Source organism: Streptomyces sp. CB02959, assembly GCF_002803155.1.
Classification (GTDB): Bacteria; Actinomycetota; Actinomycetes; order Streptomycetales; family Streptomycetaceae; genus Streptomyces.
Map to the genome: position 1 here is coordinate 43,044 of NZ_NNBP01000021.1, position 23,392 is coordinate 66,435.

Genomic DNA, 23,392 nt, shown 5'->3' on the forward strand with positions numbered 1-23,392 from the left:
TCGTGATTCCTGATCTCCCGTGCAGCGGCATACGAAGTCGCCCAGTCGCTCCGCTTCCGAGCTTGTTCCCGCTGAAGACCCAGGGCGTCGCACACTGCGCAGCCCGGGGCCGGATTCCCCTCCAGCAGCCAGCCGTCGAGCGGAAGTTCCACGGGCTGCTGGCTGTACCGAATTGGACTGGTCATCGCTCCCATACCTCCCCGGTTGGATTCACCAAGCGATGATCCTGTAGGGAGCCATATACGCCTAGCCCGTTTCCTGTTCGCTCAATAACCTGTCTCGGATGCCTTCGAGTGCGGCTCGCATGCTGTTACCGGAAAGCGCTCGCTCTGCGAACCCTTCGAACTTGGCCGCGTACAAGGAAACGTCTCTGGGGTCGGTCACTGTTACGTCGGCGTGCACTGTCTCGACGGACACGGCCCGGTCGTCCCTGATGACGAAGGCGTGGTTGGGGATGTCATGTTTGGGGCCTGTGAGCGGCACGACCCGAATATCGATGGTAGGTAGCCGTGACAAGGCGATCAGCCGGTCTACTTGGCCAGCCATGGCGAGCGGTGGAGTGATGAGCCACCACAGCACCGGTTCCGTGATTACGAAGCGAAGAGTTTTGCTCGGGTCGTAGAGGACTTCCTGCCGTTCAAGGCGGGCACCGATGGTTCGTTGTACGGTTTCCTCGCTCAGGTCGTCGTGCCGCGACAGGATGGCTCGCATGTATTCCGGGGTTTGCAGCAAACCGGGCACAAGTGCTGGTTGGAACAGCCGCAGAAGGCTCATGCGGCCCTCGATGGCCTGTAGCTGCTTCTGTGCCTTGTGGAGTCCAGCACGCTGGATCAGCCGCCATGCGGTGGCCTCCGTGGCCACTGCTCGCGCGGCCTCCATGTACTCCGTCTTCACGCCGTCTGAGACGCCGATGGCGGTCAGGATGCGGTCCACGTCGTCGGCGCTCGGGGCGAGCTTGCCGGTTTCGATCTTGCTGAGCTTGCTGGCGGACATGACAGAGCTGCGGGCCACCGCCTTTGCCTCCTGGCCGGAGGCTTGCCGCAGTACCCGCAGCGCCGCACCCAACTCTGAACGGTTCACTTGCCGTGTTCTGCCCACCAGTCCGCGAAGGGCACCGCATGGGCGAGTGCCGTGTCCCGATGAGCGACGTACTCGGGGCCACGGTCGTCGGGCAGCACGTCAGCCCCGAGGAATTTCCCCTCGTGGTCGTAGCTCATCGGCGCGGCCGTGACGGAGTCGAAGAGCCAGAAGTCTCCTACGTCGCCTATGGGGTTGGGGCGATCCGTGACGTCGAGAATGAAGAATTCTTCTCCGGCGGTCGCGTTCGTGACGTAGCCCCATCCGAGTTCGAATCGCAGGTACGGAGTCAGGGGGCGGGTGAGGACGTGGACGCGGTATATCCGTCGTCCGGAATCCACCAAGCCCTTGACCTCCTTCAGCCAGTCGGCGTTGTAGTCGTCGGGCTGGTCCCGGTCGGCCAGGAAGGCGCGGTACGCGTCGACGCTGCCCGATCTGCTGTAGTCATTCAGGGTCTCCAGCCGAAACGCCTCCTGGTCGAAAGTGTCGAAGAGGCTGCCCAGAGTTCTAGATGACGTTGTCACGGATGGCCTTCTGGAGCAGTTCGAGTGGGATCTCCACCAAGGTTTCGTGGGCGGGAATCTGCAGTCCGTGATCAGCCGGGGTTTCACCCTGCACCAGGAGGGTGTCCCGGTCCGTCTTGTAGATCGTTGGGCAGTCCTTCTTGTCGCACGATGTCGCGAGCACGGTGACTTTCACGGTCTCCCCTTCTCCGCGGTTCTCCCGTTCGATCGTTCCGGCAACGGCGCTTGCGAGGCAAGGAGGCAGAGTTGCAGAAACGGGAAACCGACACTGTCCCCGGCGCGCGGCCGCCGTCAAGAAGGCCCGGTGGCGGGGGGCGGCGCGTCGGCCGTCGTCGGGTCGGTCGCGCCGGTGTGTACGGCGTCCATAAGTGATTCACATCGCGGACGGACGGGTTGTGGATCCTCTGGGGACCGGTCGCCGTCTTTGACCTTGTGGACCACCTGCCGACCCCGACCGCCGGCCGGCGCCTCACCGGCGGTGACCGGTGTTTCGGGCGGCGCTTCGGCGGTGTCGGGGAGTGCGGGGGACTACCGGGCGTGCGCGGCGAAGCGAACGGTGTCCAGGTCCTCCCAGCCCCTCGACAGGAAACGGTGTCAGTAGTGCTGACCTGCTCTTTCGCCCAGTCCTGACGTTGTGACAGCTAGTTGTTCGTGAAAGGTGAACCAGATGCACCAGCTCTCCCCGAAGGCGAGCGGGAACCGGGACACGGGGCGAGAGAGCTTCAAGGATCCCAGTCCGGGCCGCGGCAGCGGCTCCATCCGGCCGTTCGGAGGGACACTCTTCCGTGGGGCGCGTTCCTGGAGGCGGTCGCGGGCGGGTACGTTCACGGACGTGCCGACGACCTTCCGCGCCCCCACGTCCCCGTCCGCCGTACGAGCCGTTCGTACCGTCGCCGCGTTGGCGTCCTCAGCCCTGCTGGTGTCACCGCTGCTGGCCGGCACCGCGCAGGCCGCGCCCGCGGACGGCGGGGAACCGCCGAAGGCGCCCGTACCCCCCGCGAAGATGTCGCAGGTGGGCGGGGACCGGCTGGGGCAGCCCGGAGTCCAGGTGCAGACCCGCCCGGGGGCGCCCGCGCTTCCGGACGCCAAGGAACTGACGGCCCGTTCGTGGATCATCTCGGACGCGGAGTCCGGTGAGGTGCTGGCGGCGAAGAACCCGCACTGGCAGTTGGCGCCGGCCAGCACGCTGAAGATGCTCTTCGCCGACACCGTGATGCCGAAGTTCCCCAAGACCCGGACCTACAAGGTCAAGCCCGCCGACCTGGCGGGAATGGGCGCCGGCAGCAGCCTCGTCGGGATAAAGGAGAACCTCACGTACACCGTGCACGACCTGTGGCTGGGGGTCTTCCTGCGGTCCGGGAACGACGCGGTGCACACGCTCTCGGCGATGAACGGCGGCACCGAGGCCACCGTCAAGGAGATGCAGAAGCGGGCGGTGGAACTCAACGCCACCGACACGCACGTGATCACGCCGGACGGCTACGACGCGCCGGGGCAGGTGTCCAGCGCCTACGACCTGAGCCTGTTCGCGCGGGCCGGGCTCCAGAACGCGGACTTCCGGGAGTACTGCTCCACGGCGAGCGCGCAGTTCCCGGGCGACACGGGCAAGGACGGCAAGCGGGCCACCTTCGGCATCCAGAACACCAACCGGCTGCTCAGCGGGGACTACGACATCAAGCCGTACCCGGGCATCGCCGGCGTGAAGAACGGGTCCACCACCAACGCCGGGTCCACGTTCACCGGCGTCGCCCAGCACGGCGACCGCAAGCTGCTCGTCACCGTCATGAACCCGGAGAAGCGGCAGCACAACGAGGCGTACCGGGAGGCCGCCAAGCTCCTCGACTGGGGCTTCGCCGCGGACGGCAAGGTCACGCCGGTCGGCCACCTGGTCGGACCCAAGGGCTCGGACGACGCGTCCGGCGCCGGTGGTGCGAAGAGCGGCGATCAGGCCGAGGCCGGGCTCGACTCCGGCGGGGGCTGGGGCGGGCCGTGGACGGCCGCGGGCATCGGCGGCGGCGCGGTGGTGCTGCTGGGCGCGCTGGTGTGGTTCATCCGCAAGCGGCGGCCGCTCCCCGAGGCCGTGCAGGAGCGCCGGGGCGGCGCCGGGGGCCGGCGCAAGAAGTGACCGCCGCCGCGCCGAGGGTCCCGGCCCGCCGCCTTCCCGGCGAGCCGGGGCCCTCGGCGCGGCCGCCATGCTCCGCTGGAGGTACGGACGTCACGCCCCGGCGGCGGGCGCGGGCTCGGTCCGCGGTTCGGCCGCCCGGTAGGTGGCCGTCCAGGCCGCGCAGAAGACCAGCAGCTTCGCGGTGAAGTTGATCCACAGCAGCAGTGCGATCGGAGTGCCGAACGCGCCGTACATGCTGCGCGCGGCGACGCCCCGCAGATAGCCGCTGAGCAGCAGTTTCAGCAGTTCGAAGCCGATCGCGCCGATGAGCGCGGCGGTGACCAGGGCGCGCCGCGGCGGGTGGGCGCCGACGAGCTTGGTCAGCACGTAGGCCAGCATCACGAAGTCGGCGAGCACCGCGGTGCAGAAGCCCGCGACGGTCAGCAGGATGCTGGCCGCGCCGCCCTCGGGCAGCCCGATCTCCCGCGCGGCCCGGCCGACCGCCGCCGAGGCGAACGTCGAGCAGCCCACCGAGACCAGGGCGACCCCGCCGAGGCCGAGCAGCAGCCCGCCGTCGCGGACCTTGCCCAGCAGGAAGTTGGTCTTCTCGTCGGGCGCCTCCCAGACGGCCCGCAGGCAGTCGCGCAGGGACTGCACCCAGCCGATGCCGGTGAACAGCAGCACCGCACCGGCGATCAGGCCGACCGTGCCGGCGTTGTTGACCAGCGAGGCGAGGTCGAGCTGGGCGGAGATGCCGGGGACCTGCTCGGCGAGCTTCGCCTCCAGCGTGCGCAGTTGGGCGTCGCCGATGGTGGCGGCGACGATGGTGGCGGCGACGGTCAGCAGCGGGAAGAGCGCGATGAAGCTGGTGAAGGTGATGGCCGCGGCCAGCCGGGTCCAGTGGACCCGGAGCATCCGGTCGAAGCTGCGCCACAGGTGGGTGGCGAGCATCCAGCGGACGGCGGGGGCGAGCCGGGGGCCGACGACCGGCAACCCGGGGATCCAGCCCAACGGACCGCCGCCGACGGCCTCGCCCTCGCCCTCGTTCTTGCTCTCGGCCTTGTTCTCGCCCTTGTTCTCGTTCTCGCTCTTGGACTCGTTCTCGGCCGTGCCCGCGCGGTCCCCGGCGTCCTCGGCGTCCCCGGCGCCCCTGGCCTCTCCGGCGTCCCCGCCGTTCTGAGTGCCCCGTCCACCCGTCATCCCCGTACCGCCCTCCCGTGCCGGCTGCCCCAGTTGATCCGGAACATTAGCTTCCGGCTACCCCGGAAGTCGGCAATCACCCGGCGCACCGGGCAGCAGCGGGACGGCGGTCGAGGGGGCGGTGCCTCAGTAGGACGCGGCCGGCGGCCGGGACAGCTCGGCGGTCTCGGCGACCTGCCGGGGCACCGTCACCGACGCGCTCCCGGCCCCGAACGGATACTCCCGCTCCAGCCGCCAGACCTCGTCGTCGCCCTTCTCGTAGAGCGCGAAGCCGCCGACCGTCCAGGCGGCCGAGAAGTCCGCCAGCTCCGTCTGGGCACGGTCCATGGCCGCCTCGTCGATGCCGTGCGCGACGGTCACGTGCGGGTGGTACGGGAACTGGAGCTCGCGGGCGCACGGCCCGGACGCGGAGCGGACCCGCTCCTGGAGGACGGTGCAGCCGCGGGCACCCTCGACGACCTTGACGAAGACCACCGGCGAGAGCGGACGGAAGGTGCCGGTGCCCGCCAGGCGGAGCGCGAAGGGCCGGCTGCCCGCGGCGACCTCGGCGAGGTGGCGCTCGATGTCCGGCAGCGCCGCGGCGTCCACCTCGGTCGGCGGGAGGAGGGTGATGTGGGTGGGGATGCCGCGGGCGGCCGGGTCCCCGAAGCCCTCGCGCCTCCGCTGGAGGAAGCTGCCGTGCGGCTCCGGGACCGCGAGCGAAACGCCGAGCGTTACGGTCCCCACTGCGTTCTCCCTCCTGACGTGTGTGTGCGCGCCGCGCGGGCGCGCACCCTTCTCAGTGTGCCGGGACGGACCCTGACGGGCACGTCCCGGCCTTCCGCGGACGGTCAGCGCTTGGCCGGCAGGAACCCGAGCCGGTCGTAGGCGGTGGCCAGCGTCTCGGCCGCCACCGCGCGGGCCTTCTCGGCGCCCTTGGCCAGGATCGTGTCCAGCGTCTCCGGGTCGTCGAGGTATTCCTGCGTACGGCTCCGGAACGGTGTGACGAAGTCGACCATCACCCCGGCCAGGTCGGTCTTGAGCGCGCCGTACATCTTGCCCTCGTAGGAGCGCTCCAGCGACGGGATGTCCTCGCCGGTGAGGGTGGACAGGATGGTGAGGAGGTTGCTGACGCCGGGCTTGGCCTCGCGGTCGAAGCGGATCACCGTGTCGGTGTCCGTCACGGCGCTCTTGATCTTCTTCGCGGTGACCTTGGGGTCGTCGAGGAGGTCGATGATGCCCTTGGGCGAGGACGCGGACTTGCTCATCTTGATCGACGGGTCCTGAAGATCGAAGATCTTCGCCGTCTCCTTGACGATGTACGGGTTCGGGATGGTGAAGGTGTCGCCGTACCGGGTGTTGAAGCGGTCCGCGAGGTCGCGGGTCAGCTCCAGGTGCTGGCGCTGGTCCTCGCCGACGGGGACCTGGTCGGCCTGGTAGAGCAGGATGTCGGCGACCATCAGGACGGGGTACGTGAAGAGGCCGACCGTCGTCCGGTCCGTGCCCTGCTTCGCCGACTTGTCCTTGAACTGCGTCATCCGGGACGCCTCACCGAAGCCGGTGACGCAGTTCATGACCCAGGCGAGCTGGGCGTGCTCGGGCACGTGGCTCTGCACGAAGAGCGTGCAGCGCTCCGGGTCGAGGCCGGCGGCCAGCAGCTGGGCGACGGCGACCCGGGTGTTGCGGCGCAGCTCCGCGGGGTCCTGCGGGACGGTGATCGCGTGCAGGTCGACCACCATGTAGAAGGCGTCGTGGGACTCCTGCAACGCCACCCACTGGCGCACCGCACCGAGGTAGTTGCCGAGGTGGAAGGAGCCGGCGGTGGGCTGGATACCGGAGAGCACACGAGGACGTTCGAGAGCCATGGCATGCATTCTCTCAGGTCCGCGGGGAGCCCGGGCGTGGAGCCCCGCAGGGGGTGGCCGAACACATCCCGTAGGGGATGGCGAGGCCCCCTGCGGGTCCACAACGCGGGGGTGGCGGGGGGTGTTCCCGGGCGGGCGGAGGTGTCTCCGGGGCGGGGGAGATCCGCGGGGCGGCGGGGGCTCCCCGGGGTGATCGGGGAGCCCCCGGACTCAGTCGCCGAGGGGCAGTCCCGGTGCCGGGTGGGCGGCCATCAGTTCGGCCACCTCCTTGCGGATCTCCGCCAGGGCCTCCTCGTCGCCGCCGCCCGCGGCCCGTACGCCCCGGTCGATCCACTCCGCGACCTTCGGCATGTCCGCCGTCCCCAGTCCCCGCGAGGTGAGCGACGGGGTGCCGATCCGGATGCCGGACGGGTCGAACGGCTTGCGCGGGTCGAACGGCACGGTGTTGTAGTTCACCACGATCCCGGCCCGGTCCAGGGCCTTGGCGGCGACCTTGCCGGGCACGTCCTTCGAGGTCAGGTCGATCAGCACCAGGTGGTTGTCGGTGCCGCCGGAGACCAGGTCGAAACCGCGCGCCAGCAGCGCCTCGGCGAGCGCCTTGGCGTTGGCGACGACGGCGTGCGCGTACTCCCCGAAGGACGGCGCGGACGCCTCGCGCAGCGCTACCGCGATGGCGGCCGTGGTGTGGTTGTGCGGGCCGCCCTGGAGGCCGGGGAAGACCGCCTTGTCGATCGCCTTGGCGTGCGTGGCGCGGGACATCAGCATGGCGCCGCGCGGGCCGCGCAGTGTCTTGTGGGTGGTGGTCGCCACGACGTCGGCGTGCGGCACGGGGGAGGGGTGCGCGCCGCCCGCCACCAGGCCGGCGATGTGCGCGATGTCCGCGACGAGGACCGCGTCGACCTCCCGGGCGATCTCGCCGAAGGCGGCGAAGTCGATGGTCCGCGGGACGGCCGTGCCGCCACAGAAGATGATCTTCGGGCGCTCCTTGCGGGCCAGGTCGCGCACCTGGTCGAAGTCGATCCGCCCGGTGTCGGCCCGCACGCCGTACTGCACCCCGTTGAACCACGTCCCGGTCGCCGAGACGCCCCAGCCGTGCGTGAGGTGCCCGCCCATCGGCAGCGACATGCCCAGCACGGTGTCGCCGGGGGAGGCGAACGCGAGGTACACGGCGAGGTTGGCCGGCGAGCCGGAGTACGGCTGCACGTTGGCGTGCTCGACGCCGAAGAGGGCCTTGGCGCGCTCGACGGCCAGGGTCTCCACGAGGTCGATGTTCTGCTGGCCCTCGTAGTAGCGGCGGCCCGGGTAGCCCTCGCTGTACTTGTTCTGGAGGACCGTTCCGGTGGCCTCCAGCACGGCGGCGGAGACGTAGTTCTCGCTGGGGATCAGCCGCAGCGTGTCGGCCTGGAGCCGCTCCTCGGCGCCGACCAGCGCGGCGAGCTCGGGGTCGGTGGCGTGCAGGGCGGGATGGGCGGGGGGCTGTGCCGTCATGGCGTCCTCCGGGGCGATCGATCGATGGTCGGTCGTGGTCCCGGGGTACCCAGGCGGGCGGCACCTCGTAGGCGTGTGGCCGCGCACCGCTCCCTCGGGGTCCGTTCCCCGTGCGCCAGTCGCGGCTGCGCACGGGAAGTCTATGGCCTGTCCCGCCACCGGGCGCGGGGAGCGGCCCCGCGCGGGCCGTGCGGAGGCCGCTCGGGGGGCTCCGGCGGACGGTGCGGCGCGTGCCCTGCGGAGGCCGGTGCCCCGGCGCGAGAATGAGGGCAGACCGCGAGAAGAGGCCGGCGCGTACGACGGAGGGGGCCGGCAGTCGCCCATCCGGTCGGACCGGGTGGTCCGACCCGCCGGACGGAGTCCCCCGTGACATCCACGGAAGCGTTCATCGCCGCCGCCGAGGCCCACAGCGCGCACAACTACCATCCGCTCCCCGTCGTCGTGGCCACCGCCGAGGGCGCCTGGATGACGGACGTGACCGGCCGCCGCTACCTGGACCTGCTCGCCGGGTACTCCGCGCTCAACTTCGGCCACCGCAACCCCCGCCTGCTGGACGCGGCCCGCGCCCAGCTGGAGCGGGTCACCCTGACCTCCCGGGCGTTCCACCACGACCGCTTCGCGGACTTCTGCACCCAGCTCGCCGACCTGTGCGGGATGGAACTCGTCCTGCCGATGAACACCGGCGCGGAGGCGGTGGAGACCGCGGTCAAGACGGCCCGCAAGTGGGGCTACCGGGTCAAGGGCGTCCCCGACGGCCGGGCCCGGATCGTCGTCGCGGAGAACAACTTCCACGGCCGGACCACCACCCTCGTCTCCTTCTCCACCGACCCCGAGGCCCGCGCCGACTTCGGCCCGTACACCCCCGGCTTCACCGTCGTCCCCTACGGCGACCTGGCCGCCCTGGACGCCGCCGTCGACGCCGACACCGTCGCGGTGCTGCTGGAGCCGATCCAGGGCGAGGCCGGCGTCCTGGTGCCGCCGCCCGGCTACCTGGCCGGCGTCCGCGAGCTGACCCGGGCCCGGAACGTGCTCTTCGTCGCCGACGAGATCCAGTCCGGACTGGGCCGCACGGGCGCCACCTTCGCCTGCGAGCAGGAGGGCGTGGTGCCCGACGTGTACGTCCTGGGCAAGGCGCTGGGCGGCGGGGTGGTGCCGGTGTCCGCGGTGGTGTCGTCCCGCGAGGTGCTGGGCGTCTTCCGCCCCGGCGAACACGGCTCGACCTTCGGCGGCAACCCGCTGGCCTGCGCGGTCGGCCTGGAGGTCATCGCGATCCTGCGCACCGGCGAGTACCAGCGGCGGGCCGCCGAACTCGGCGACCACCTGCACCGCACGCTGGCGCCGCTGGTGGGCGGCGGCGCGGTGGACGCGGTCCGCGGCCGCGGCCTGTGGGCCGGCGTCGACGTCAACCCCTCCCGCGGCGACGGCCGGGCCGTCTCGGAACGGCTGCTGGCCCGCGGCGTCCTGGTCAAGGACACCCGCGGCCCGACGCTCCGGATCGCCCCGCCGCTGGTGATCAGCAAGGAGGACCTGGACTGGGGACTGGCGCAACTGCGCGCGGTGCTGGGCGCGTAGGCCCGCCGCCCCTGCCGCCCCGCCGCCGCGCCGTCCCGGCCCGTGGGAAGCCCCCTGCCCCGCGGCGCGCGGCCCCCGTACAGTCGGGCCCATGCTGCTCGGGATGATCTGCGCCCTCGCGTCCGCGGTGTGCTTCGGCACCGCCTCCGTCTTCCAGGCCGTGGCGGCCCGGGACACCACGGCCGGCACCGGGTCCGGCGTCGACGCGCGACTGCTGCTGCGGGTGCTGACGCAGTGGCGGTACCTGCTCGGGCTGGCACTGGACGGACTGGGGTTCCTGCTGGAGCTGGTGGCGCTGCGCAGGCTGCCGATCTACACCGTCGGCGCGGCACTGGCGGCCACCCTCGCGGTGACCGCGGTGGTCGCCGCGCCCGTCCTGGGCACCCGCCTCAAGCGCGCCGAATGGCTCGCCGTCACGGTGGTCTGCGGCGGGCTGGCCCTGCTGGCGCTGTCCTCCGGCACCGAGGGCCACCGCGCCGGCACCCCCGCACTGCGGATCGGGGTGCTGGTCTTCGCGGTCGCCGTGCTGGCCGCCGGCGCCCTGGCGGGCCGGCTCCCGGGCCGCGCCCGCGCCGCCGCCCTCGGCCTCGGCTCGGGCTTCGGCTTCGGCGTCGTCGAGGTCGCGGTGCGGCTCATCGACGGGTTCGGGCCGGCCGACCTGCTGACCAACCCCGCCACCTACGCGCTGCTCATCGGCGGGGCCGCCGCCTTCCTGCTGCTGACCTCCGCCCTCCAGCGCGGCTCGGTCACCACCGCCACCGCCGGCATGGTGATCGGCGAGACCCTCGGCCCGGCCGTGGTCGGCGTCGCCTGGCTCGGCGACCGCACCCGCGAGGGCCTGGCCCCGCTGACCGTCGCCGGTTTCGCGCTGGCCGTCGCGGGCGCGCTGGCCCTGGCCCGCTTCGGCGAGGCGCCGGCCGAGCAGTCCGACGTGCCGGTGGCCGAACCCGGCCCCGCCGCGGTGGTCGCGGAACGACCCTGACGCGCCGCGGCGCCCGACCCGCGGCTCCCGGCCGTCGGCGGGGCGCCGCGCGTCCTCGTCGGCCGCCCCGGCCCCGCCGCGTCAGTCCCCCGGCGGCAGCGCCCGCAGCAGGGCGTCCAGGACGGCCGCGAAGGAGTGGTCCGGCGGCCGGCCGTAGGCGATGACCAGGGCGTCGCGGGCGACCGCGGGCGCCGCCGGGTCGGTGAACTCCCGCAGGCCGTGCACCGCCAGCCCCTGCCACAGCGCGGCCTGGACGATGGACTGCTCGGTGCCGGGCGGGAGTTCCAGCACCGCGTGCAGCCCGGCGGCGATCCCCGAGACGTGCACATGCGGCGCGGCCTCGGCCAGCGCGGCCACCAACGCGTCGCGCCGCCGCCGGTAGCGCAGCCGCATCCCGCGCAGATGCCGGTCGTACGCGCCCGACGACAGGAACTCGGCCAGGGTCAGCTGGTCCAGCGACCCGGACTGCCACTCGCCGGTCGCCTTGACCTCCAGCACCCGGTCGATCAACCGGTCCGGCACCACCATCCAGGCCAGCCGCAGCGCCGGGGCCAGGCTCTTGCTCGCGGTGCCGAGGTAGACGACGTGATCGGGGTCCAGCCCCTGGAGGGCCCCGACCGGCTGCCGGTCGTAGCGCAGCTCGCCGTCGTAGTCGTCCTCCAGGATGTAACCCCCCGTGGCGCGCGCCCAGTTGACCGCCGCGGCCCGCCGGTCCGGGTGCAGCGGGACGCCGGTGGGGAACTGGTGCGCCGGGGTGAACAGGGCCGCCCGCAGGTGGTCCAGGCCCGCCAGCCCGCCGGTGTCCGCGCCGTGCGCGTCGACCGGGAGCGGAACGGTGCCGAGCCCGGCGCGGGTGATGACGTCGCGGTGGAAGTGCAGCCCGTAGGACTCGGTGGCGATCCGGCCGGGGGCGCCGCCGCGGGCCTTCAGCGCCCGGCTCACCAGCCCCAGCCCCTGCATGAACCCCGCGCAGATCACGATCCGGTCCGGATCGGCCCGGACGCCCCGCGCCCGGGCGAGGTAGTCGGCGAGCACCGCGCGCAGTTCGGGCCGGCCGGCCGGGGTGCCGTACCCGAACGCCTCGTTGGGCGCCGCGGTCAGCGCCCGGCGGGCCGCCGCCAGCCAGGCGGTCCGGGGGAAGGACGAGACGTCCGGGGTGCCGGGGGTCAGGTCGAAGCGCGGCCCGGCGGCGGCCGGGGACGGCGGGCCCGGGGTGCGCCGGGGCGCCGCGGCGCGCGGCAGGACGCGCTCGGCCACCTCGGTGCCGGAGCCCTGGCGGGCGCAGAGCCAGCCCTCGGCGACCAGCTCCGCGTAGGCGTCGGCGACGGTGTTGCGGGCGATGCCGAGGTCGGTGGCGAGCGACCGGGAGGACGGCAGCCGGGTGCCGGGGGTCAGCCGCCCGGACCGTACGGCGTCGCGCAGCGCGGTCATCAGGGCGGCCCGCAGCCCGCCCGGACCGTCCAGGTCCAGATGCAGGTCCCGCCCGAGTTCCCGCCCGAAAGTGGCCCGCGATTTCTCCATGGAAGTGGACCATACCGCTGCGCCATTCACCCCGTAGCGTCAAGGGCATGACGAACGCGACGACACCCACCGCGGCACAGCAGGCCCCGGCCGCCGGCCACCAGCACGGCCCCCGGATGCGCTGGGCCAAGCTCGCCCCCGAGGTCTACAAGGCCATGATCGGGCTGGACGCGGCCGCCAAGAAGGGCCTCGACCCGACCCTGGTCGAACTGGTCAACATCCGCGCCTCCCAGCTCAACAAGTGCGCCTTCTGCCTCCACATGCACACCGGCGACGCCCGCAAGGCCGGCGAGACCGAGGAGCGCCTCGCCCTCCTGGCCGCCTGGGAGGAGGCCGTCGGCTTCTTCACCGACCGGGAGCGCGCCGCCCTGGCCCTCACCGAGGCGATCACCGTCCTCACCGAAGGCTTCGTCCCCGACGCCGTCTACGCGCAGGCCGAGGCCGTCTTCGAGGAGGCCGAACTGGCCCAGCTGATCGCCCAGATCACCACCATCAACGCGTGGAACCGGTTCGGCGTGACCACCCGCCTCGTCCCGGGGCAGGTGTGAGCGCGATGACCCACCGCATGCAGCTCTGGAGCAAGGTCCCCGCGTTCTTCCAGGCCCAGCTCAAGCTCACCACGGCCGCCAAGAAGGGCCTGGGCGACGCCGTCCTGGCCGAACTGGTCGTGCTGCGCGCCTCGCAGCTCAACAAGTGCGCGTTCTGCGTCGACATGCACGTCACCAACCTCCGCGAGGCCGGCGTCGAACAGCGGCGGATCGACCTGCTGGCGGCCTGGGAGGAGGCCGGCGACCTCTACTCCGAGCGGGAGCGGGCGGCCCTGGCCTTCACCGAGGCGGTCACCGTGCTGACCGAAGGCTCCGTCCCGGACGCCGTCTACGACCGAGCCGCCGCCCAGTTCAGCGAGACCGAACTCGCCCACCTGCTGGCCGTGATCGTCGCCATCAACAACTGGAACCGGGTCAACGTCACGGTCCGCCAGCCCCCGGGGTCGGAGCTGTGACCGCCACCGGCCCCGCGGCGACGCTGCGCGCCCTCCACCAGGGCCGCCGGCCGGGCGACCCGCTGATCCTCCCCAACGTCTGGGACGCCGCCTCCGCCCGGGTCTTCGCCGACGCCGGCTTCCCGGCGCTGGCCACCCCCAGCATGGGCATCGCGGCGTCCCTGGGGTACGAGGACGGGCAGACCCCGGCCGACGAGATGTTCGCGGCGATCGCCCGGATCGTGCGGGCCGTGGACGTCCCGGTGACGGCGGACGTGGAGGCCGGGTACGGACTGTCCGGCAAGGAACTGGTCGGCCGGCTCGCCGAGGCCGGCGCGGTCGGCTGCAACCTGGAGGACTCCGACCACACCACCGGCGCCCTCCGCGACCCGCGGGAGCAGGCCGACCGGCTGGCGGAGGTGCGGGCCGAGGCGGGCGACGCGCTGGTCGTCAACGCCCGGATCGACACCTTCCTGCGCGGCGAGCCGGGCCTCGACGCGGCCCTGGAGCGGGCCCGCCGCTACACCGAGGCCGGCGCCGACTGCCTCTACCCGATCTTCGCCCCGCCCGAGCTGCTGCCCGAACTGGCCGCGGCGGTCACCCTCCCGCTCAACGCCCTGGCGAGGGCCGGCGGCCCGTCCCCGCGCGAACTGGGCGCCCTGGGCGCGACCCGGATCACCTTCGGCGGCGGCCTCCAGCGCGAGGCGATGACGGCCCTGGCCGCGGTCGCGGAACGGCTGCGGGCCGGAAGCGGCGACTGACGGAGCCGTGGGACGTACCGGCGGGGCGGCCGGGCCCGTGCGGGGCGCACGGGGGCGTTCGCGCCCGGACCCGGCCACCCCGCCGCCCTACGATGAGCCATGCTCTCCGTCGCCGTAGCCCCCTGGCAGCGCCCCCCGGTGATCCTGCGGAACGCCGACGTCCCGCACTACGCGGCCAGCACCATGAAGATCGCGGTGCTCGCCGCCGTCCACCGCAGCGGCCTCGACCCCGACCGGGAGGTCCCGGTCGTCAACGCCTTCCCCTCGGCGGTCGGCGGCAGCTACGCCCACTCCCGCGCCGACGACGGCGACCCGGAGCCCTGGGAGCTGCTGGGCCGCACCGCGCCGCTCGGCTGGCTCGCCGACCGGATGGTCAGCCACTCCTCCAACCTGGCCAGCAGCCTCTGCCTGGCCGAGGTGGGCCCGGCCGCGGTGGCCGAGGTGTGGCGGCGGGCCGGGGCGTCCGCCGCCTCCGGCAGCCCGCGCGGGATCGAGGACGCCCCGGCCCGCGCCGCCGGCCTCACCAACCACGTCACCGCCCGCGACCTGCTCCGGCTGCTGACGTCGCTGGAACCGGAGGTCCTGGCCCGCCTGGAACACAACGCGCACCGCGTCGACCTGGCCGCCGGCCTCCCGCCCGGCACCCGGCTGGCCAGCAAGAACGGCTGGATCACGGGGGTCCGGCACGGCGCCGCCGTCGTCCACCCGCACGACGCCCCGCCCTACGCCCTCGCCGTCTGCTACACCGGCCCGCTCGCCAACGGCCAGGACACCGGCGACCCCGCGGCCCGCCTGCTGGCCGGCATCTCGTCCCGCGTCTGGGCCTGCCGCCACCGCCTCGCGCCCCACGATTCCTGACGCACCGTCAGATTTCTTTTCCGTTCGCCGAATTGCCTGCTCCGGGCCGTCCGGGCCACGCTAGAAGCCGCTCCGTCGCGGGTATCAGGAGAACGGACGTACGGGCAGCCCTGCGGGCTTGATAGCTTGGTGGTGAAGGCCCGCGGGGGAACGGGGAGAAGCGGTACATGACCGAGCAATTCAGGGTTGACCTGGAGGAGCTGGACGTCGTCGTGCGCCAGCTGCGACGCCTGCAGCGCGACATGGACGAACCCGGCCAGACGGTCAAATACAGCGCGTCGATCCCGAAGTCGGCCTTCGGGGTCGACTTCATCGAGGCCGGGAAGCTCGCCGGCGCACACGACGGCATGCAGGCGTACCTGGCGGACGTGCTCGGCGCGCTCCAGGACCTCCTCGGCACCTTCGGCGAGAAGACCGAGGCCAGCCGCGGCGCCTACGAGGACGAGGAACACGCGGCCCGGCAGCCGCGGCACGACTGACGGGTCCACCGCCCGGCACCGGGCGGGCATGACGACGGCGAGGACGAGGGAGGGGGACCGGTATGACGGAGGCCGGACAGGAGCGCGACGGCGCCCAGGAGATGGCGCGCCGGAGGGCCGAACAGGAACGGGCGGAGCAGCTGAAATCGCTCCGGGGGCACCGGTTGACCCCGCGGTCCCCCTCCGACTTCCAGAAGCGCGACCTGGCCGCGCTCCAGGCGATGATCGAGCACGCCAGCCCCGAGACGATCGAGACCTCCGGCCGGCACTGGCGGACCTCCGCCGACCAGCTGGGCGGCGACGACGGCCACGGCGGGATCCGCAAGGCGTTCAAGGACGCCGTCGACCACGCCACGGCGCACTGGGAGGGCACGGCCGCCCAGGCGTTCCGCCGGGAGGCCGCCAAGGTGCTGTCGAAGCTCGACCGCAGCTACCAGCACGCCCGGAACGTCGAGTCCACCCTGATCGGTTCACGCACCTCGGGCCCGGAGGTCGGCGTCGCGCACAACCTCCGCGAGGCCAAGAAGGCCATGGTGACGCTCCGGCTCGCCGGGGGCGCCCCCGACCCGGTGGCACCCACCGGCGACGACAGCCAGTTCAAACGGGACATGGCCAACCCCAAGCTGGACACCCGGATGGCGCTGGAGCTCAACCGCGGCAGCCTCCCGCCCAGCAAGGAGCGCCAGCTCGAAGCCGTCGTCGTGATGGACGAACTCGCCGCCCACTACGAAGCGCAGGGAAAGCGGCTCCGGGAGGGCACCGGGCCCGGCATCGCCGGGGACTGGCCGGTCGCCCCGACCGGCAGCCCCGCCCCGCCGCCGGTCGACGCCGCGGTGACCGGCGGCCGCCAACCGCACCAGCCTCCCACGGCCAAGCAGCCCAACGGCGCGGGCGGCGGCGCGGTACCGGCCGGCTTCGACAGCCCCCGGGCCGACCGGCCGGTGACCACCGGGCTGGAGAGTCTGGGTGGCGGCACCCTCGCCGCGCCCCCCGCCGGCCACACCGTCAGCGGCACCGCGCCGTCCGGCGGCCAGGGCGCCCCCGCCCCCGCGGGCGGCGGCTTCCCGGGCGGCACGGTCATGCCCGGCGTCATCGGCGTGACGGGCGGCGGGATGCCCGCCGGCGGCGCACGCGGTGCGGCACGCGGCACCGGCGGGGCGCGCCGCAGCGCCAACGGCGGCGCGGGCAACCCCGACGCGGTCGCCGCCCGCGCGGCCCTGCCGCCGCACACCCCCGGTGCCCCGGCCGCACGGCCGACCGGCCAGGCGACCGGCCCGGCCGGCGGCAACCGGCAGGGCGGCGCCGGACTCCACCGCAGCCGCGGCGGCGCCCGCGCCACCCCGGCGGACCCGACGGCCGCCCAGGGGAAGGGCAAGGGCACCCCGGCCGACAAGGGCGGCCGGGGCCGCCCCGGAGCCCAGCGGTCCCGGTACCTCGACGAGGACGAGATCGACTCGCCCCCGCGCCGGGACGTCCCGCCGCCCGTGATCGAGTGAGGCACCGCGGGGCCGGGGCGCGGAAAAACCGCACGACGCGCCCCGCCGCCCGCTGTTAGCGTCCGGAATCATGGATCCGGTCGGTGAGAAACAGATACGCGCGTCCTTCGTGAACTGCTCCAAGGGGGAGGCGAGTCGGCTCCACCTCCCCGTGGGGCTGGCCGAGTTGCCGTGGGAGCACCTCGACTTCCTGGGGTGGCGCGACCCGGGCGCACCGGACCGCAGCTATCTGGTCGCCCCGCGGGACGACGGCCTGATGGGCGTGACCCTCCGGGTGCCGCAGGGCGTACGGCGCAGCTTCACCAAGACGACGGTCTGCTCGGTCTGCCTGACCGGGCACCCGGGCTCCGGCGTCAGCCTGCTCGCCGCCCGCCGCGCCGGACCCGCGGGCCGGCAGGGCAACACCGTCGGCACCTACCTCTGCGCCGACCTCGCCTGCTCCCTCTACGTCCGCGGCCGCAAGACGTCCCAACTGGCCGGCCGGCACGAGGAGACCCTCCCGCTGGCCGACCGGATCGCGCGCACCGTGCGGAATCTGGACGCCTTCCTGGAAAAGGTCCTCGACGGCGAACCGGCCTGAGGCGCCGGCCCGGCGGCGGCCCCGCCCCCGCCGGCTGCCGCCTCCCCGGCCGATCCGGTCCGGTCCGGTCACAGCCCCCGCGCGGCCAGGAAGTCCCCGACCAACGCCAGCCACTCCGCGTTCCGTTCGACCATCGGCAGATGCCCGGTGGCGATCTCCGCGTACTCCGCACCCGGGATGTGCTCCGCCAGATAGCGGGAGTTGGCCGGGGCCAGCAGCGTGTCCTCGGTGGTGGCGATGACCAGCGTCGGGACCGCGATGCCCGGCAGGTCGGCGGTGGTGTCCACGGTCTTGACCAGGGCCGCCTGCTCCGCCGAGCCGGCCGGCGGCAGCGTCGGGTCCGGGTCCAGGACGGCGGCCGACTCGGCCGGCGGCAGCGCGTCGAGGTACTCCGCCGACAGCCCGCCGAGCGCCCGCGCCTGGGCGAAGCCCTGGTAGTCGCCGCGTTCCAGGAGCCGCAGCCACAGGTCCAGCCAGATCTGGGTACGGGCGTCCGCCTTGGCGAGCCCGGCGGTCAGGACCAGCCCGCGCACCCGCTCCGGATGGCGGGCCGCGGCCCGTACGGCCACCGCGGTCCCCAACGAGAAGCCGATCACGGTGAAGGTCTCCGACCCGGCCGCGACGGCCTCGGCGACCAGTGCGTCGGCCAGCGCGTCCAGCTCCAACGGGCCGGTGGCGCGCGGGGAGTCGCCCGAACCCGGGTAGTCGGGCGCCACCACCCGGTGGCCGGTGGCGGTCAGGGCCGGCACCAGCGTGCCGTAGTTGTCGCGGACACTGCCGGTCGCACCGTGCGCCAGCAGGACGCCGGGGCCGTCGGCCGGACCCGCGACGGCGGTGGAGAGCGGCGGAAGGGAAACGGACCGGTTCTGCGCTACGGGAATCTGCGTCATGCGCACGAGGTTGCCGTCTGACACCGGTGTCAAGGTCAAGCCGGAACGGCGAGAAACGGGGAGAGGAGCACCACATGGGGGACGGGGCACGCACAGAGCCGCGCCCGGCAGGCCGGATGCGGATCGGCGAACTCGCCCGCCGCACCGGCGTCAGCACCCGCGTCCTGCGCTATTACGAGCAGCGCGGTCTGCTCTGCGCCGGGCGCGACGCCAACGGCTACCGCACCTACGACACCGGCGCCGTCGAGACCGTCACCCGCGTCCGCGAACTCCTCGCCACCGGCCTGAACACCGAGTCCATCCGCGACCTGCTGCCCTGCGCCCAGGGCGGCCCGGGGCTGAACCCGTGCACGTTCTCATGCGGCGTGGTGGAGCGGCAGATGGCCCAACTCGACTCCGAGATAGCCGAGTTGCAGCAGCGCCGGGCGGCCCTGGGCGCCTACGCCCGGAGAATGCAGGAACGCCGCGCCCAGGACGAAGCACTGGCCGCGATGGCGCTCCGGTCGGGCTGAGCGGCCCGGACGGCGCCGCCGGGCACGGCCGAGGGCCCCGCCCCCGTATGTACGGGAGCGGGGCCCTCGAAGGTGGCAAGCGGCCCGGTTCGGGCCCGGCGGCTCAGAACCGCCGGGTGATCAGGGCCCGCTTGACCTCCTGGATCGCCTTGGTGACCTCGATACCGCGCGGGCAGGCGTCGGTGCAGTTGAAGGTCGTCCGGCAGCGCCAGACGCCGTCCTTGTCGTTGAGGATCTCCAGCCGCTGCTCGCCGCCCTCGTCACGCGAGTCGAAGATGAAGCGGTGCGCGTTGACGATCGCCGCCGGGCCGAAGTACTGGCCGTCGTTCCAGAACACGGGGCACGAGCTGGTGCACGCCGCGCACAGGATGCACTTGGTGGTGTCGTCGAAGCGCTCGCGGTCCTCGGCGGACTGCAGGCGCTCGCGGGTCGGCTCGTTGCCGGTGGTGATCAGGAACGGCATCACGTCCCGGTACGCCTGGAAGAAGGGGTCCATGTCGACGACAAGGTCCTTCAGCACCGTCAGGCCCTTGATGGCCTCGACGGTGATCGGCTTCTCCGGGTTGATGTCCTTGATCAGGGTCTTGCAGGCGAGCCGGTTGCGACCGTTGATCCGCATGGCGTCCGAGCCGCAGATGCCGTGGGCGCACGAGCGACGGAAGGTGAGCGAACCGTCCTGATCCCACTTGATCTTGTGGAGGGCGTCCAGGACGCGCTCCTTGGGATCGATCTCCAGCTGGAAGTCCTCCCAGCGGGCCTCCTCGGAGACCTCCGGGTTGAACCGGCGGATCCGGAAGGTGACACTGATCAGGTGGGAAGCGTCGTTCTCGGCCGCGTCCAGAGCCGCGGAGTGCTTGTCGAGAGTGGGGGTGCTCATCAGTACTTACGCTCCATCGGCTGGTAGCGGGTCTGCACGACCGGCTTGTAGTCGAGCCGGATCGACTCGGAGCCGTCGGCGCCCACCTCGCGGTACGCCATGGTGTGCCGCATGAAGTTGACGTCGTCGCGGTTGGGGTAGTCCTCGCGGTAGTGACCGCCGCGGGACTCCTTGCGGGCCAGTGCCGACACCGCCATGACCTCGGCCAGGTCGAGCAGGTTGCCCAGCTCGATGGCCTCCAGCAGGTCCGTGTTGAAGCGCTTGCCCTTGTCCTGGATGGACACGTTGCGGTAGCGCTCGCGCAGCTCGCCGATCTTCTCGACCGCGGTCTTGATCGTCTGCTCTGTGCGGAAGACCATGACGTTGGCGTCCATGGTCTCCTGGAGCTCGTTGCGCAGCTCGGCCACCCGCTCGCCGCCGGTGGCGTTGCGCAGCCGCTCGACCTGCTCGGCGACCAGCGACGCCGGGTCCTCGGGCAGCTCGACGAAGTCCGCGGTGGCCGAGTACTCCGCCGCGGCGATGCCGGCCCGGCGACCGAACACGTTGATGTCCAGCAGCGAGTTGGTGCCCAGGCGGTTGGCGCCGTGCACGGAGACGCAGGCGACCTCGCCGGCGGCGTACAGGCCCGGCACGACGGTGGTGTTGTCGACCAGCACCTCACCCTCGACGTTGGTCGGGATGCCGCCCATGGCGTAGTGCGCGGTCGGCTGGATCGGGATCGGGTCCGTGTAGGGCTCGATACCGAGGTACGTCCGCGCGAACTCGGTGATGTCCGGGAGCTTGGCGTCCAGCTGCTCCGGCGGCAGGTGGGTCAGGTCCAGGTAGACGTGGTCGCCCTCGGGACCGCAGCCGCGGCCCTCGCGGATCTCCGTGTAGATGGAGCGGGAGACGACGTCGCGGGAGGCGAGGTCCTTCATGACGGGCGCGTACTTCTCCATGAAGCGCTCGCCGTCCTTGTTGCGGAGGATGCCGCCCTCACCACGGGCGCCCTCCGTCAGCAGGATGCCCATCCGCCAGATGCCCGTCGGGTGGAACTGGAAGAACTCCATGTCCTCCAGCGGCAGCCCGCGGCGGTACACGGCGGCCTGGCCGTCACCGGTCAGGGTGTGGGCGTTCGACGTCACCTTGAAGAACTTGCCGGTGCCGCCGGAGGCGTAGATGACCGACTTGGCCTGGAAGATGTGGATCTCGCCGGTGGCCAGCTCGTAGGCGACCACACCGGCCGACTTCTTGACGCCGTCGACCTCGGTGATCAGCTGGTCCAGGACGTAGAACTCGTTGAAGAACTCCACGCCCTCCTTGACGCAGTTCTGGTAAAGCGTCTGGAGGATCATGTGGCCGGTGCGGTCCGCGGCGTAGCAGGACCGGCGGACCGGGGCCTCGCCGTGGTTGCGGGAGTGACCGCCGAACCGGCGCTGGTCGATCCGGCCCTCCGGCGTGCGGTTGAAGGGCAGGCCCATCTTCTCCAGGTCGAGGACCGAGTCGATGGCCTCCTTCGCCAGGATCTCGGCGGCGTCCTGGTCGACCAGGTAGTCACCGCCCTTGACCGTGTCGAAGGTGTGCCACTCCCAGTTGTCCTCCTCGACGTTGGCGAGGGCCGCCGCCATGCCGCCCTGGGCGGCACCGGTGTGGGAGCGGGTGGGGTAGAGCTTCGTCAGGACCGCGGTCCGGCTGCGCTTGGTCGCCTCGATGGCGGCACGCATGCCCGCGCCGCCGGCGCCGACGATGACGGTGTCGTACTTGTGGATCTGCATGGGTGGAATACCTCAGTCCCTCAGCCCGGGGCCTAGCGGATGTTCGGGTCGAAGGTGAAGATCACCAGCGTGCCCAGAAGGACGGTGAACACCGTGGCGGTGTAGAGGAGCATCTTCAGCCAGAAGCGGGTGTTGTCCCGCTGCGCGTAGTCGTTGATGACGGTACGCAGGCCGTTGGCTCCGTGCAGCATGGCCAGCCACAGCATCAGCAGGTCCCAGACCTGCCAGAAGGGCGAGGCCCAGCGGCCGGCGACGAAGGCGAAGCCGATCTTGGAGACGCCGCCGTCGAGCACCAGCTGGATCAGCAGGTGGCCGAGGACCAGGACGACCAGGACGATGCCGGACAGCCGCATGAACAGCCAGCCGTACAGCTCGAAGTTGGTGCGGGTCGTCTTGGGGGTCTTCCCGGTGCGCTTGCGGGGCGCCTCGATGACCGGTGCCGGGTTGTCCGCGTCGTAGAGCGCGACGTTCTCCGCGGCGGCGCCCGCGGTGGTGGATTCAGCAGACATCAGGCGTCAGCTCCCGAACAGCGTGCGCAGCGTGTGCTGCAGCACGGGGTAGAAGGCACCGGCCATCAGCACGACCCAGACGCCGACAACGGTCCAGAGCATCTGCTTCTGGTACTTCGGGCCCTTGGACCAGAAGTCCACCGCGATGACCCGCAGGCCGTTGAGCGCGTGGAAGAGGATGGCGGCCACCAGGCCGTACTCCATCACGTTGACGATGGGCGTCTTGTAGGTCGCAACGACGTTGTCGTACGCGTCGGGGGAGACACGAACGAGAGCGGTGTCGAGGACGTGTACGAACAGGAAGAAGAAGATGAGGACGCCAGTGACTCGATGAGCCACCCAGGACCACATGCCTTCCCGGCCGCGGTACAGCGTTCCAGCCGGCACGGAAAAACCCTCCGGGAGCGGGGACTAGGGCCGCGCCGGCTTCTCTGTCGGTCGGGCCCGGCCGGGTACGGTCCACCGGCCGCTCGTCATCGTATCGACGAGCTGTCGGTTCCTCGCGCGGGGGTCCTTAGGTGTGATCAAACAGGCACCAACGGGCTATCACACAAGCACGAACTCGCACATCAGGGACAACTCGCCGCGAGTTGCCCCAGCCTGACGCGGGCCAGCCGCCGTAAGTGGTCCGCGGCGACCGACCGCTCCTCGTCCGGTTCGTGCGCCAGACGGGTGCGGATGGCGTGCAGGGTCTGGTCCATCAGCTCGTCGTCGCGGTAGCCGTCCAGGCAGATCACGAAGGCGTGCCGGAAGCGGAGTTCGTACGCGGCGTGGGCGGCGCGCAGCGCGGTGTGGGCGGCGAGGGTGCCGGGGCCGGGGCGGACCGGCGGCAGCGCCGCGGGCGCCTCCTGGGCCAGCGCCTCGGCCTGTTCGGCCGGGCTGAGGTCGTAGCCGGCCTCGTCGCCGGCGGCCAGCAGGGACTCCGGGTCCGGATACGGGCGGTGGGCGGCGATCCGCTCGGCCCAGCGGAGGCAGCCGCAGCAGGTCAGCAGGGTGGCGACGGCCCGGTCGCGGGGGAGTGCGTTGAAGCGGTCGAGGCCGGCCGTCGACGGCGGGGTGAGCCGGTTCTGCCAAGGTATGCCGCACCGCGGAGCGGGCAGGTGGGGCCGCGCCGGCGGACGGGCGGCCGGAGTGTCACCGGACAGCGTGGGCTCCTCGGGCGGACGGGATCGGGCCGGAACGGATGAGAACGGACGAGAAGGGACGGGGGCGATGTGGAGCAGTTGGCGGGTGGACGGCGGGCGACTGGCGGAAACCGAGCGGCACGTGGGGCGAAACGGGTGAAAAGTCTGATACGTACGGAATGTGAGGCAGATGTGGTGATACGTCACATGAGGTGGCACCCGGCGGATTTCCAGCGGTCCACGCGCCCCGGAAGGGAG

The 23,392-nt window shown here is 72.4% G+C and carries 25 protein-coding genes; 11 read left to right on the plus strand and 14 right to left on the minus strand.

The features are described from left to right. Window positions 1-246: 246 nt before the first annotated feature. From CG747_RS29995 to CG747_RS30005, 3 genes are read right to left on the minus strand one after another with little or no spacing between them, the layout of a single operon-like run. Window positions 247-1,080 carry a helix-turn-helix transcriptional regulator gene (locus CG747_RS29995; RefSeq protein ID WP_100604979.1) on the minus strand — a complete coding sequence of 278 codons (834 nt, stop codon included), beginning with the start codon at window positions 1,078-1,080 and terminating at the stop codon, window positions 247-249. Beyond that, window positions 1,077-1,601, minus strand: a complete 525-nt coding sequence (locus tag CG747_RS30000; protein WP_100604980.1) for a DUF6879 family protein — start codon at window positions 1,599-1,601, stop codon at window positions 1,077-1,079. The genes CG747_RS29995 and CG747_RS30000 overlap by 4 nt, the downstream gene beginning before the upstream one ends. Beyond that, the gene (locus tag CG747_RS30005; RefSeq protein WP_100604981.1) at window positions 1,585-1,776 is read right to left on the minus strand and encodes a hypothetical protein; all 192 of its coding nucleotides are present in this window, start codon (window positions 1,774-1,776) and stop codon (window positions 1,585-1,587) included. Before CG747_RS30005 ends, CG747_RS30000 begins: the two co-directional genes overlap by 17 nt. Window positions 1,777-2,499: 723 nt before the next feature. Between CG747_RS30005 and CG747_RS30010 the strand changes: the two genes are divergently transcribed. Further along, on the plus strand, window positions 2,500-3,726 hold the full coding sequence (locus tag CG747_RS30010; protein WP_257980844.1) for a D-alanyl-D-alanine carboxypeptidase family protein: 1,227 nt from the start codon (window positions 2,500-2,502) through the stop codon (window positions 3,724-3,726). Window positions 3,727-3,816: 90 nt separating this feature from the next. On the opposite strand, the gene CG747_RS30015 is transcribed toward CG747_RS30010, so the two are convergent. The 4 genes from CG747_RS30015 to glyA form a co-directional block, all read right to left on the minus strand. Beyond that, entirely contained in the window at window positions 3,817-4,716 is a 900-nt protein-coding gene (locus CG747_RS30015; protein WP_100605101.1) for a YihY/virulence factor BrkB family protein, read from the minus strand. A gap of 315 nt (window positions 4,717-5,031) precedes the next feature. Next, window positions 5,032-5,631: a 2'-5' RNA ligase family protein gene (locus CG747_RS30020; RefSeq protein WP_100604983.1), complete on the minus strand. Its 600-nt coding sequence runs from the start codon at window positions 5,629-5,631 to the stop codon at window positions 5,032-5,034. Window positions 5,632-5,735: 104 nt separating this feature from the next. Continuing rightward, window positions 5,736-6,749: a tryptophan--tRNA ligase gene (gene trpS, locus CG747_RS30025; RefSeq protein WP_100604984.1), complete on the minus strand. Its 1,014-nt coding sequence runs from the start codon at window positions 6,747-6,749 to the stop codon at window positions 5,736-5,738. Between the two features lie 210 nt (window positions 6,750-6,959). After that, entirely contained in the window at window positions 6,960-8,237 is a 1,278-nt protein-coding gene (gene glyA / locus CG747_RS30030) for a serine hydroxymethyltransferase (protein ID WP_100604985.1), read from the minus strand. A 366-nt stretch (window positions 8,238-8,603) separates the two neighbouring features. On the opposite strand from glyA, the gene rocD reads away from it, so the two are divergent. Both rocD and CG747_RS30040 read left to right on the plus strand, forming a co-directional pair. After that, window positions 8,604-9,809, plus strand: a complete 1,206-nt coding sequence (gene rocD / locus CG747_RS30035; protein WP_100604986.1) for an ornithine--oxo-acid transaminase — start codon at window positions 8,604-8,606, stop codon at window positions 9,807-9,809. Window positions 9,810-9,900: 91 nt separating this feature from the next. Continuing rightward, window positions 9,901-10,791 (plus strand): hypothetical protein, encoded by an 891-nt coding sequence (locus tag CG747_RS30040; RefSeq protein ID WP_257980845.1) that lies wholly within the window; start codon window positions 9,901-9,903, stop codon window positions 10,789-10,791. A gap of 81 nt (window positions 10,792-10,872) precedes the next feature. Here the strand turns inward: CG747_RS30040 and CG747_RS30045 are convergent, their stop codons facing one another. Then, on the minus strand, window positions 10,873-12,312 hold the full coding sequence (locus CG747_RS30045) for a PLP-dependent aminotransferase family protein (protein ID WP_100604987.1): 1,440 nt from the start codon (window positions 12,310-12,312) through the stop codon (window positions 10,873-10,875). A gap of 47 nt (window positions 12,313-12,359) precedes the next feature. Here CG747_RS30045 and CG747_RS30050 point away from each other — a divergent pair, with 47 nt between their 5' ends. The 7 genes from CG747_RS30050 (at window position 12,360) to CG747_RS30080 (ending at window position 17,468) form a co-directional block, all read left to right on the plus strand. Next, a complete protein-coding gene (locus CG747_RS30050) occupies window positions 12,360-12,860 on the plus strand; it encodes a carboxymuconolactone decarboxylase family protein (protein ID WP_100604988.1) in 501 nt (166 codons plus the stop codon). Window positions 12,861-12,865: 5 nt separating this feature from the next. Further along, window positions 12,866-13,315 carry a carboxymuconolactone decarboxylase family protein gene (locus CG747_RS30055; RefSeq protein WP_100604989.1) on the plus strand — a complete coding sequence of 150 codons (450 nt, stop codon included), beginning with the start codon at window positions 12,866-12,868 and terminating at the stop codon, window positions 13,313-13,315. Then, complete coding sequence (locus CG747_RS30060; RefSeq protein WP_100604990.1) at window positions 13,312-14,055, plus strand: isocitrate lyase/phosphoenolpyruvate mutase family protein; 744 nt, start codon at window positions 13,312-13,314, stop codon at window positions 14,053-14,055. The genes CG747_RS30055 and CG747_RS30060 overlap by 4 nt, the downstream gene beginning before the upstream one ends. A gap of 99 nt (window positions 14,056-14,154) precedes the next feature. Further along, window positions 14,155-14,913 (plus strand): serine hydrolase, encoded by a 759-nt coding sequence (locus CG747_RS30065; RefSeq protein WP_100604991.1) that lies wholly within the window; start codon window positions 14,155-14,157, stop codon window positions 14,911-14,913. A 167-nt stretch (window positions 14,914-15,080) separates the two neighbouring features. Continuing rightward, the gene (locus CG747_RS30070) at window positions 15,081-15,392 is read left to right on the plus strand and encodes a hypothetical protein (RefSeq protein WP_100604992.1); all 312 of its coding nucleotides are present in this window, start codon (window positions 15,081-15,083) and stop codon (window positions 15,390-15,392) included. Between the two features lie 62 nt (window positions 15,393-15,454). Continuing rightward, window positions 15,455-16,888: a hypothetical protein gene (locus tag CG747_RS30075; protein ID WP_100604993.1), complete on the plus strand. Its 1,434-nt coding sequence runs from the start codon at window positions 15,455-15,457 to the stop codon at window positions 16,886-16,888. 70 nt (window positions 16,889-16,958) lie between these two features. Next, window positions 16,959-17,468 carry an FBP domain-containing protein gene (locus tag CG747_RS30080; RefSeq protein WP_100604994.1) on the plus strand — a complete coding sequence of 170 codons (510 nt, stop codon included), beginning with the start codon at window positions 16,959-16,961 and terminating at the stop codon, window positions 17,466-17,468. A gap of 68 nt (window positions 17,469-17,536) precedes the next feature. On the opposite strand, the gene CG747_RS30085 is transcribed toward CG747_RS30080, so the two are convergent. After that, window positions 17,537-18,358, minus strand: coding sequence for an alpha/beta fold hydrolase (locus CG747_RS30085; protein WP_100605103.1), 822 nt, complete (start codon window positions 18,356-18,358; stop codon window positions 17,537-17,539). 74 nt (window positions 18,359-18,432) lie between these two features. On the opposite strand from CG747_RS30085, the gene CG747_RS30090 reads away from it, so the two are divergent. Beyond that, complete coding sequence (locus CG747_RS30090) at window positions 18,433-18,870, plus strand: MerR family transcriptional regulator (protein ID WP_100604995.1); 438 nt, start codon at window positions 18,433-18,435, stop codon at window positions 18,868-18,870. A 103-nt stretch (window positions 18,871-18,973) separates the two neighbouring features. On the opposite strand, the gene CG747_RS30095 is transcribed toward CG747_RS30090, so the two are convergent. The 5 genes from CG747_RS30095 to CG747_RS30115 form a co-directional block, all read right to left on the minus strand. Then, a complete protein-coding gene (locus tag CG747_RS30095; protein WP_100604996.1) occupies window positions 18,974-19,747 on the minus strand; it encodes a succinate dehydrogenase iron-sulfur subunit in 774 nt (257 codons plus the stop codon). Then, a complete protein-coding gene (sdhA, locus tag CG747_RS30100) occupies window positions 19,747-21,501 on the minus strand; it encodes a succinate dehydrogenase flavoprotein subunit (protein ID WP_100604997.1) in 1,755 nt (584 codons plus the stop codon). The genes CG747_RS30095 and sdhA overlap by 1 nt, the downstream gene beginning before the upstream one ends. Before the next feature lie 32 nt (window positions 21,502-21,533). After that, window positions 21,534-22,010: a succinate dehydrogenase hydrophobic membrane anchor subunit gene (locus CG747_RS30105; protein WP_100604998.1), complete on the minus strand. Its 477-nt coding sequence runs from the start codon at window positions 22,008-22,010 to the stop codon at window positions 21,534-21,536. A gap of 6 nt (window positions 22,011-22,016) precedes the next feature. Then, entirely contained in the window at window positions 22,017-22,397 is a 381-nt protein-coding gene (gene sdhC / locus CG747_RS30110; protein ID WP_016574684.1) for a succinate dehydrogenase, cytochrome b556 subunit, read from the minus strand. A 182-nt stretch (window positions 22,398-22,579) separates the two neighbouring features. Further along, a complete protein-coding gene (locus CG747_RS30115) occupies window positions 22,580-23,341 on the minus strand; it encodes a 2-oxo-4-hydroxy-4-carboxy-5-ureidoimidazoline decarboxylase (protein ID WP_374701836.1) in 762 nt (253 codons plus the stop codon). Window positions 23,342-23,392: the final 51 nt, after the last annotated feature.

Coding starts and splice junctions, on each gene's coding strand:
- sdhA (WP_100604997.1), bottom strand. CDS start 21,501: ATGCAGATCCACAAGTACGACACCGTCATCGTCGGCGCCGGCGGCGCG.
- glyA (WP_100604985.1), bottom strand. CDS start 8,237: ATGACGGCACAGCCCCCCGCCCATCCCGCCCTGCACGCCACCGACCCC.
- CG747_RS30055 (WP_100604989.1), top strand. CDS start 12,866: ATGACCCACCGCATGCAGCTCTGGAGCAAGGTCCCCGCGTTCTTCCAG.
- CG747_RS30070 (WP_100604992.1), top strand. CDS start 15,081: ATGACCGAGCAATTCAGGGTTGACCTGGAGGAGCTGGACGTCGTCGTG.
- CG747_RS30105 (WP_100604998.1), bottom strand. CDS start 22,010: ATGTCTGCTGAATCCACCACCGCGGGCGCCGCCGCGGAGAACGTCGCG.
- CG747_RS30050 (WP_100604988.1), top strand. CDS start 12,360: ATGACGAACGCGACGACACCCACCGCGGCACAGCAGGCCCCGGCCGCC.
- trpS (WP_100604984.1), bottom strand. CDS start 6,749: ATGGCTCTCGAACGTCCTCGTGTGCTCTCCGGTATCCAGCCCACCGCC.
- CG747_RS30095 (WP_100604996.1), bottom strand. CDS start 19,747: ATGAGCACCCCCACTCTCGACAAGCACTCCGCGGCTCTGGACGCGGCC.
- CG747_RS30065 (WP_100604991.1), top strand. CDS start 14,155: ATGCTCTCCGTCGCCGTAGCCCCCTGGCAGCGCCCCCCGGTGATCCTG.
- CG747_RS30040 (WP_257980845.1), top strand. CDS start 9,901: ATGCTGCTCGGGATGATCTGCGCCCTCGCGTCCGCGGTGTGCTTCGGC.
- CG747_RS30085 (WP_100605103.1), bottom strand. CDS start 18,358: ATGACGCAGATTCCCGTAGCGCAGAACCGGTCCGTTTCCCTTCCGCCG.
- CG747_RS30075 (WP_100604993.1), top strand. CDS start 15,455: ATGACGGAGGCCGGACAGGAGCGCGACGGCGCCCAGGAGATGGCGCGC.
- CG747_RS30090 (WP_100604995.1), top strand. CDS start 18,433: ATGGGGGACGGGGCACGCACAGAGCCGCGCCCGGCAGGCCGGATGCGG.
- CG747_RS30045 (WP_100604987.1), bottom strand. CDS start 12,312: ATGGAGAAATCGCGGGCCACTTTCGGGCGGGAACTCGGGCGGGACCTG.
- CG747_RS30080 (WP_100604994.1), top strand. CDS start 16,959: ATGGATCCGGTCGGTGAGAAACAGATACGCGCGTCCTTCGTGAACTGC.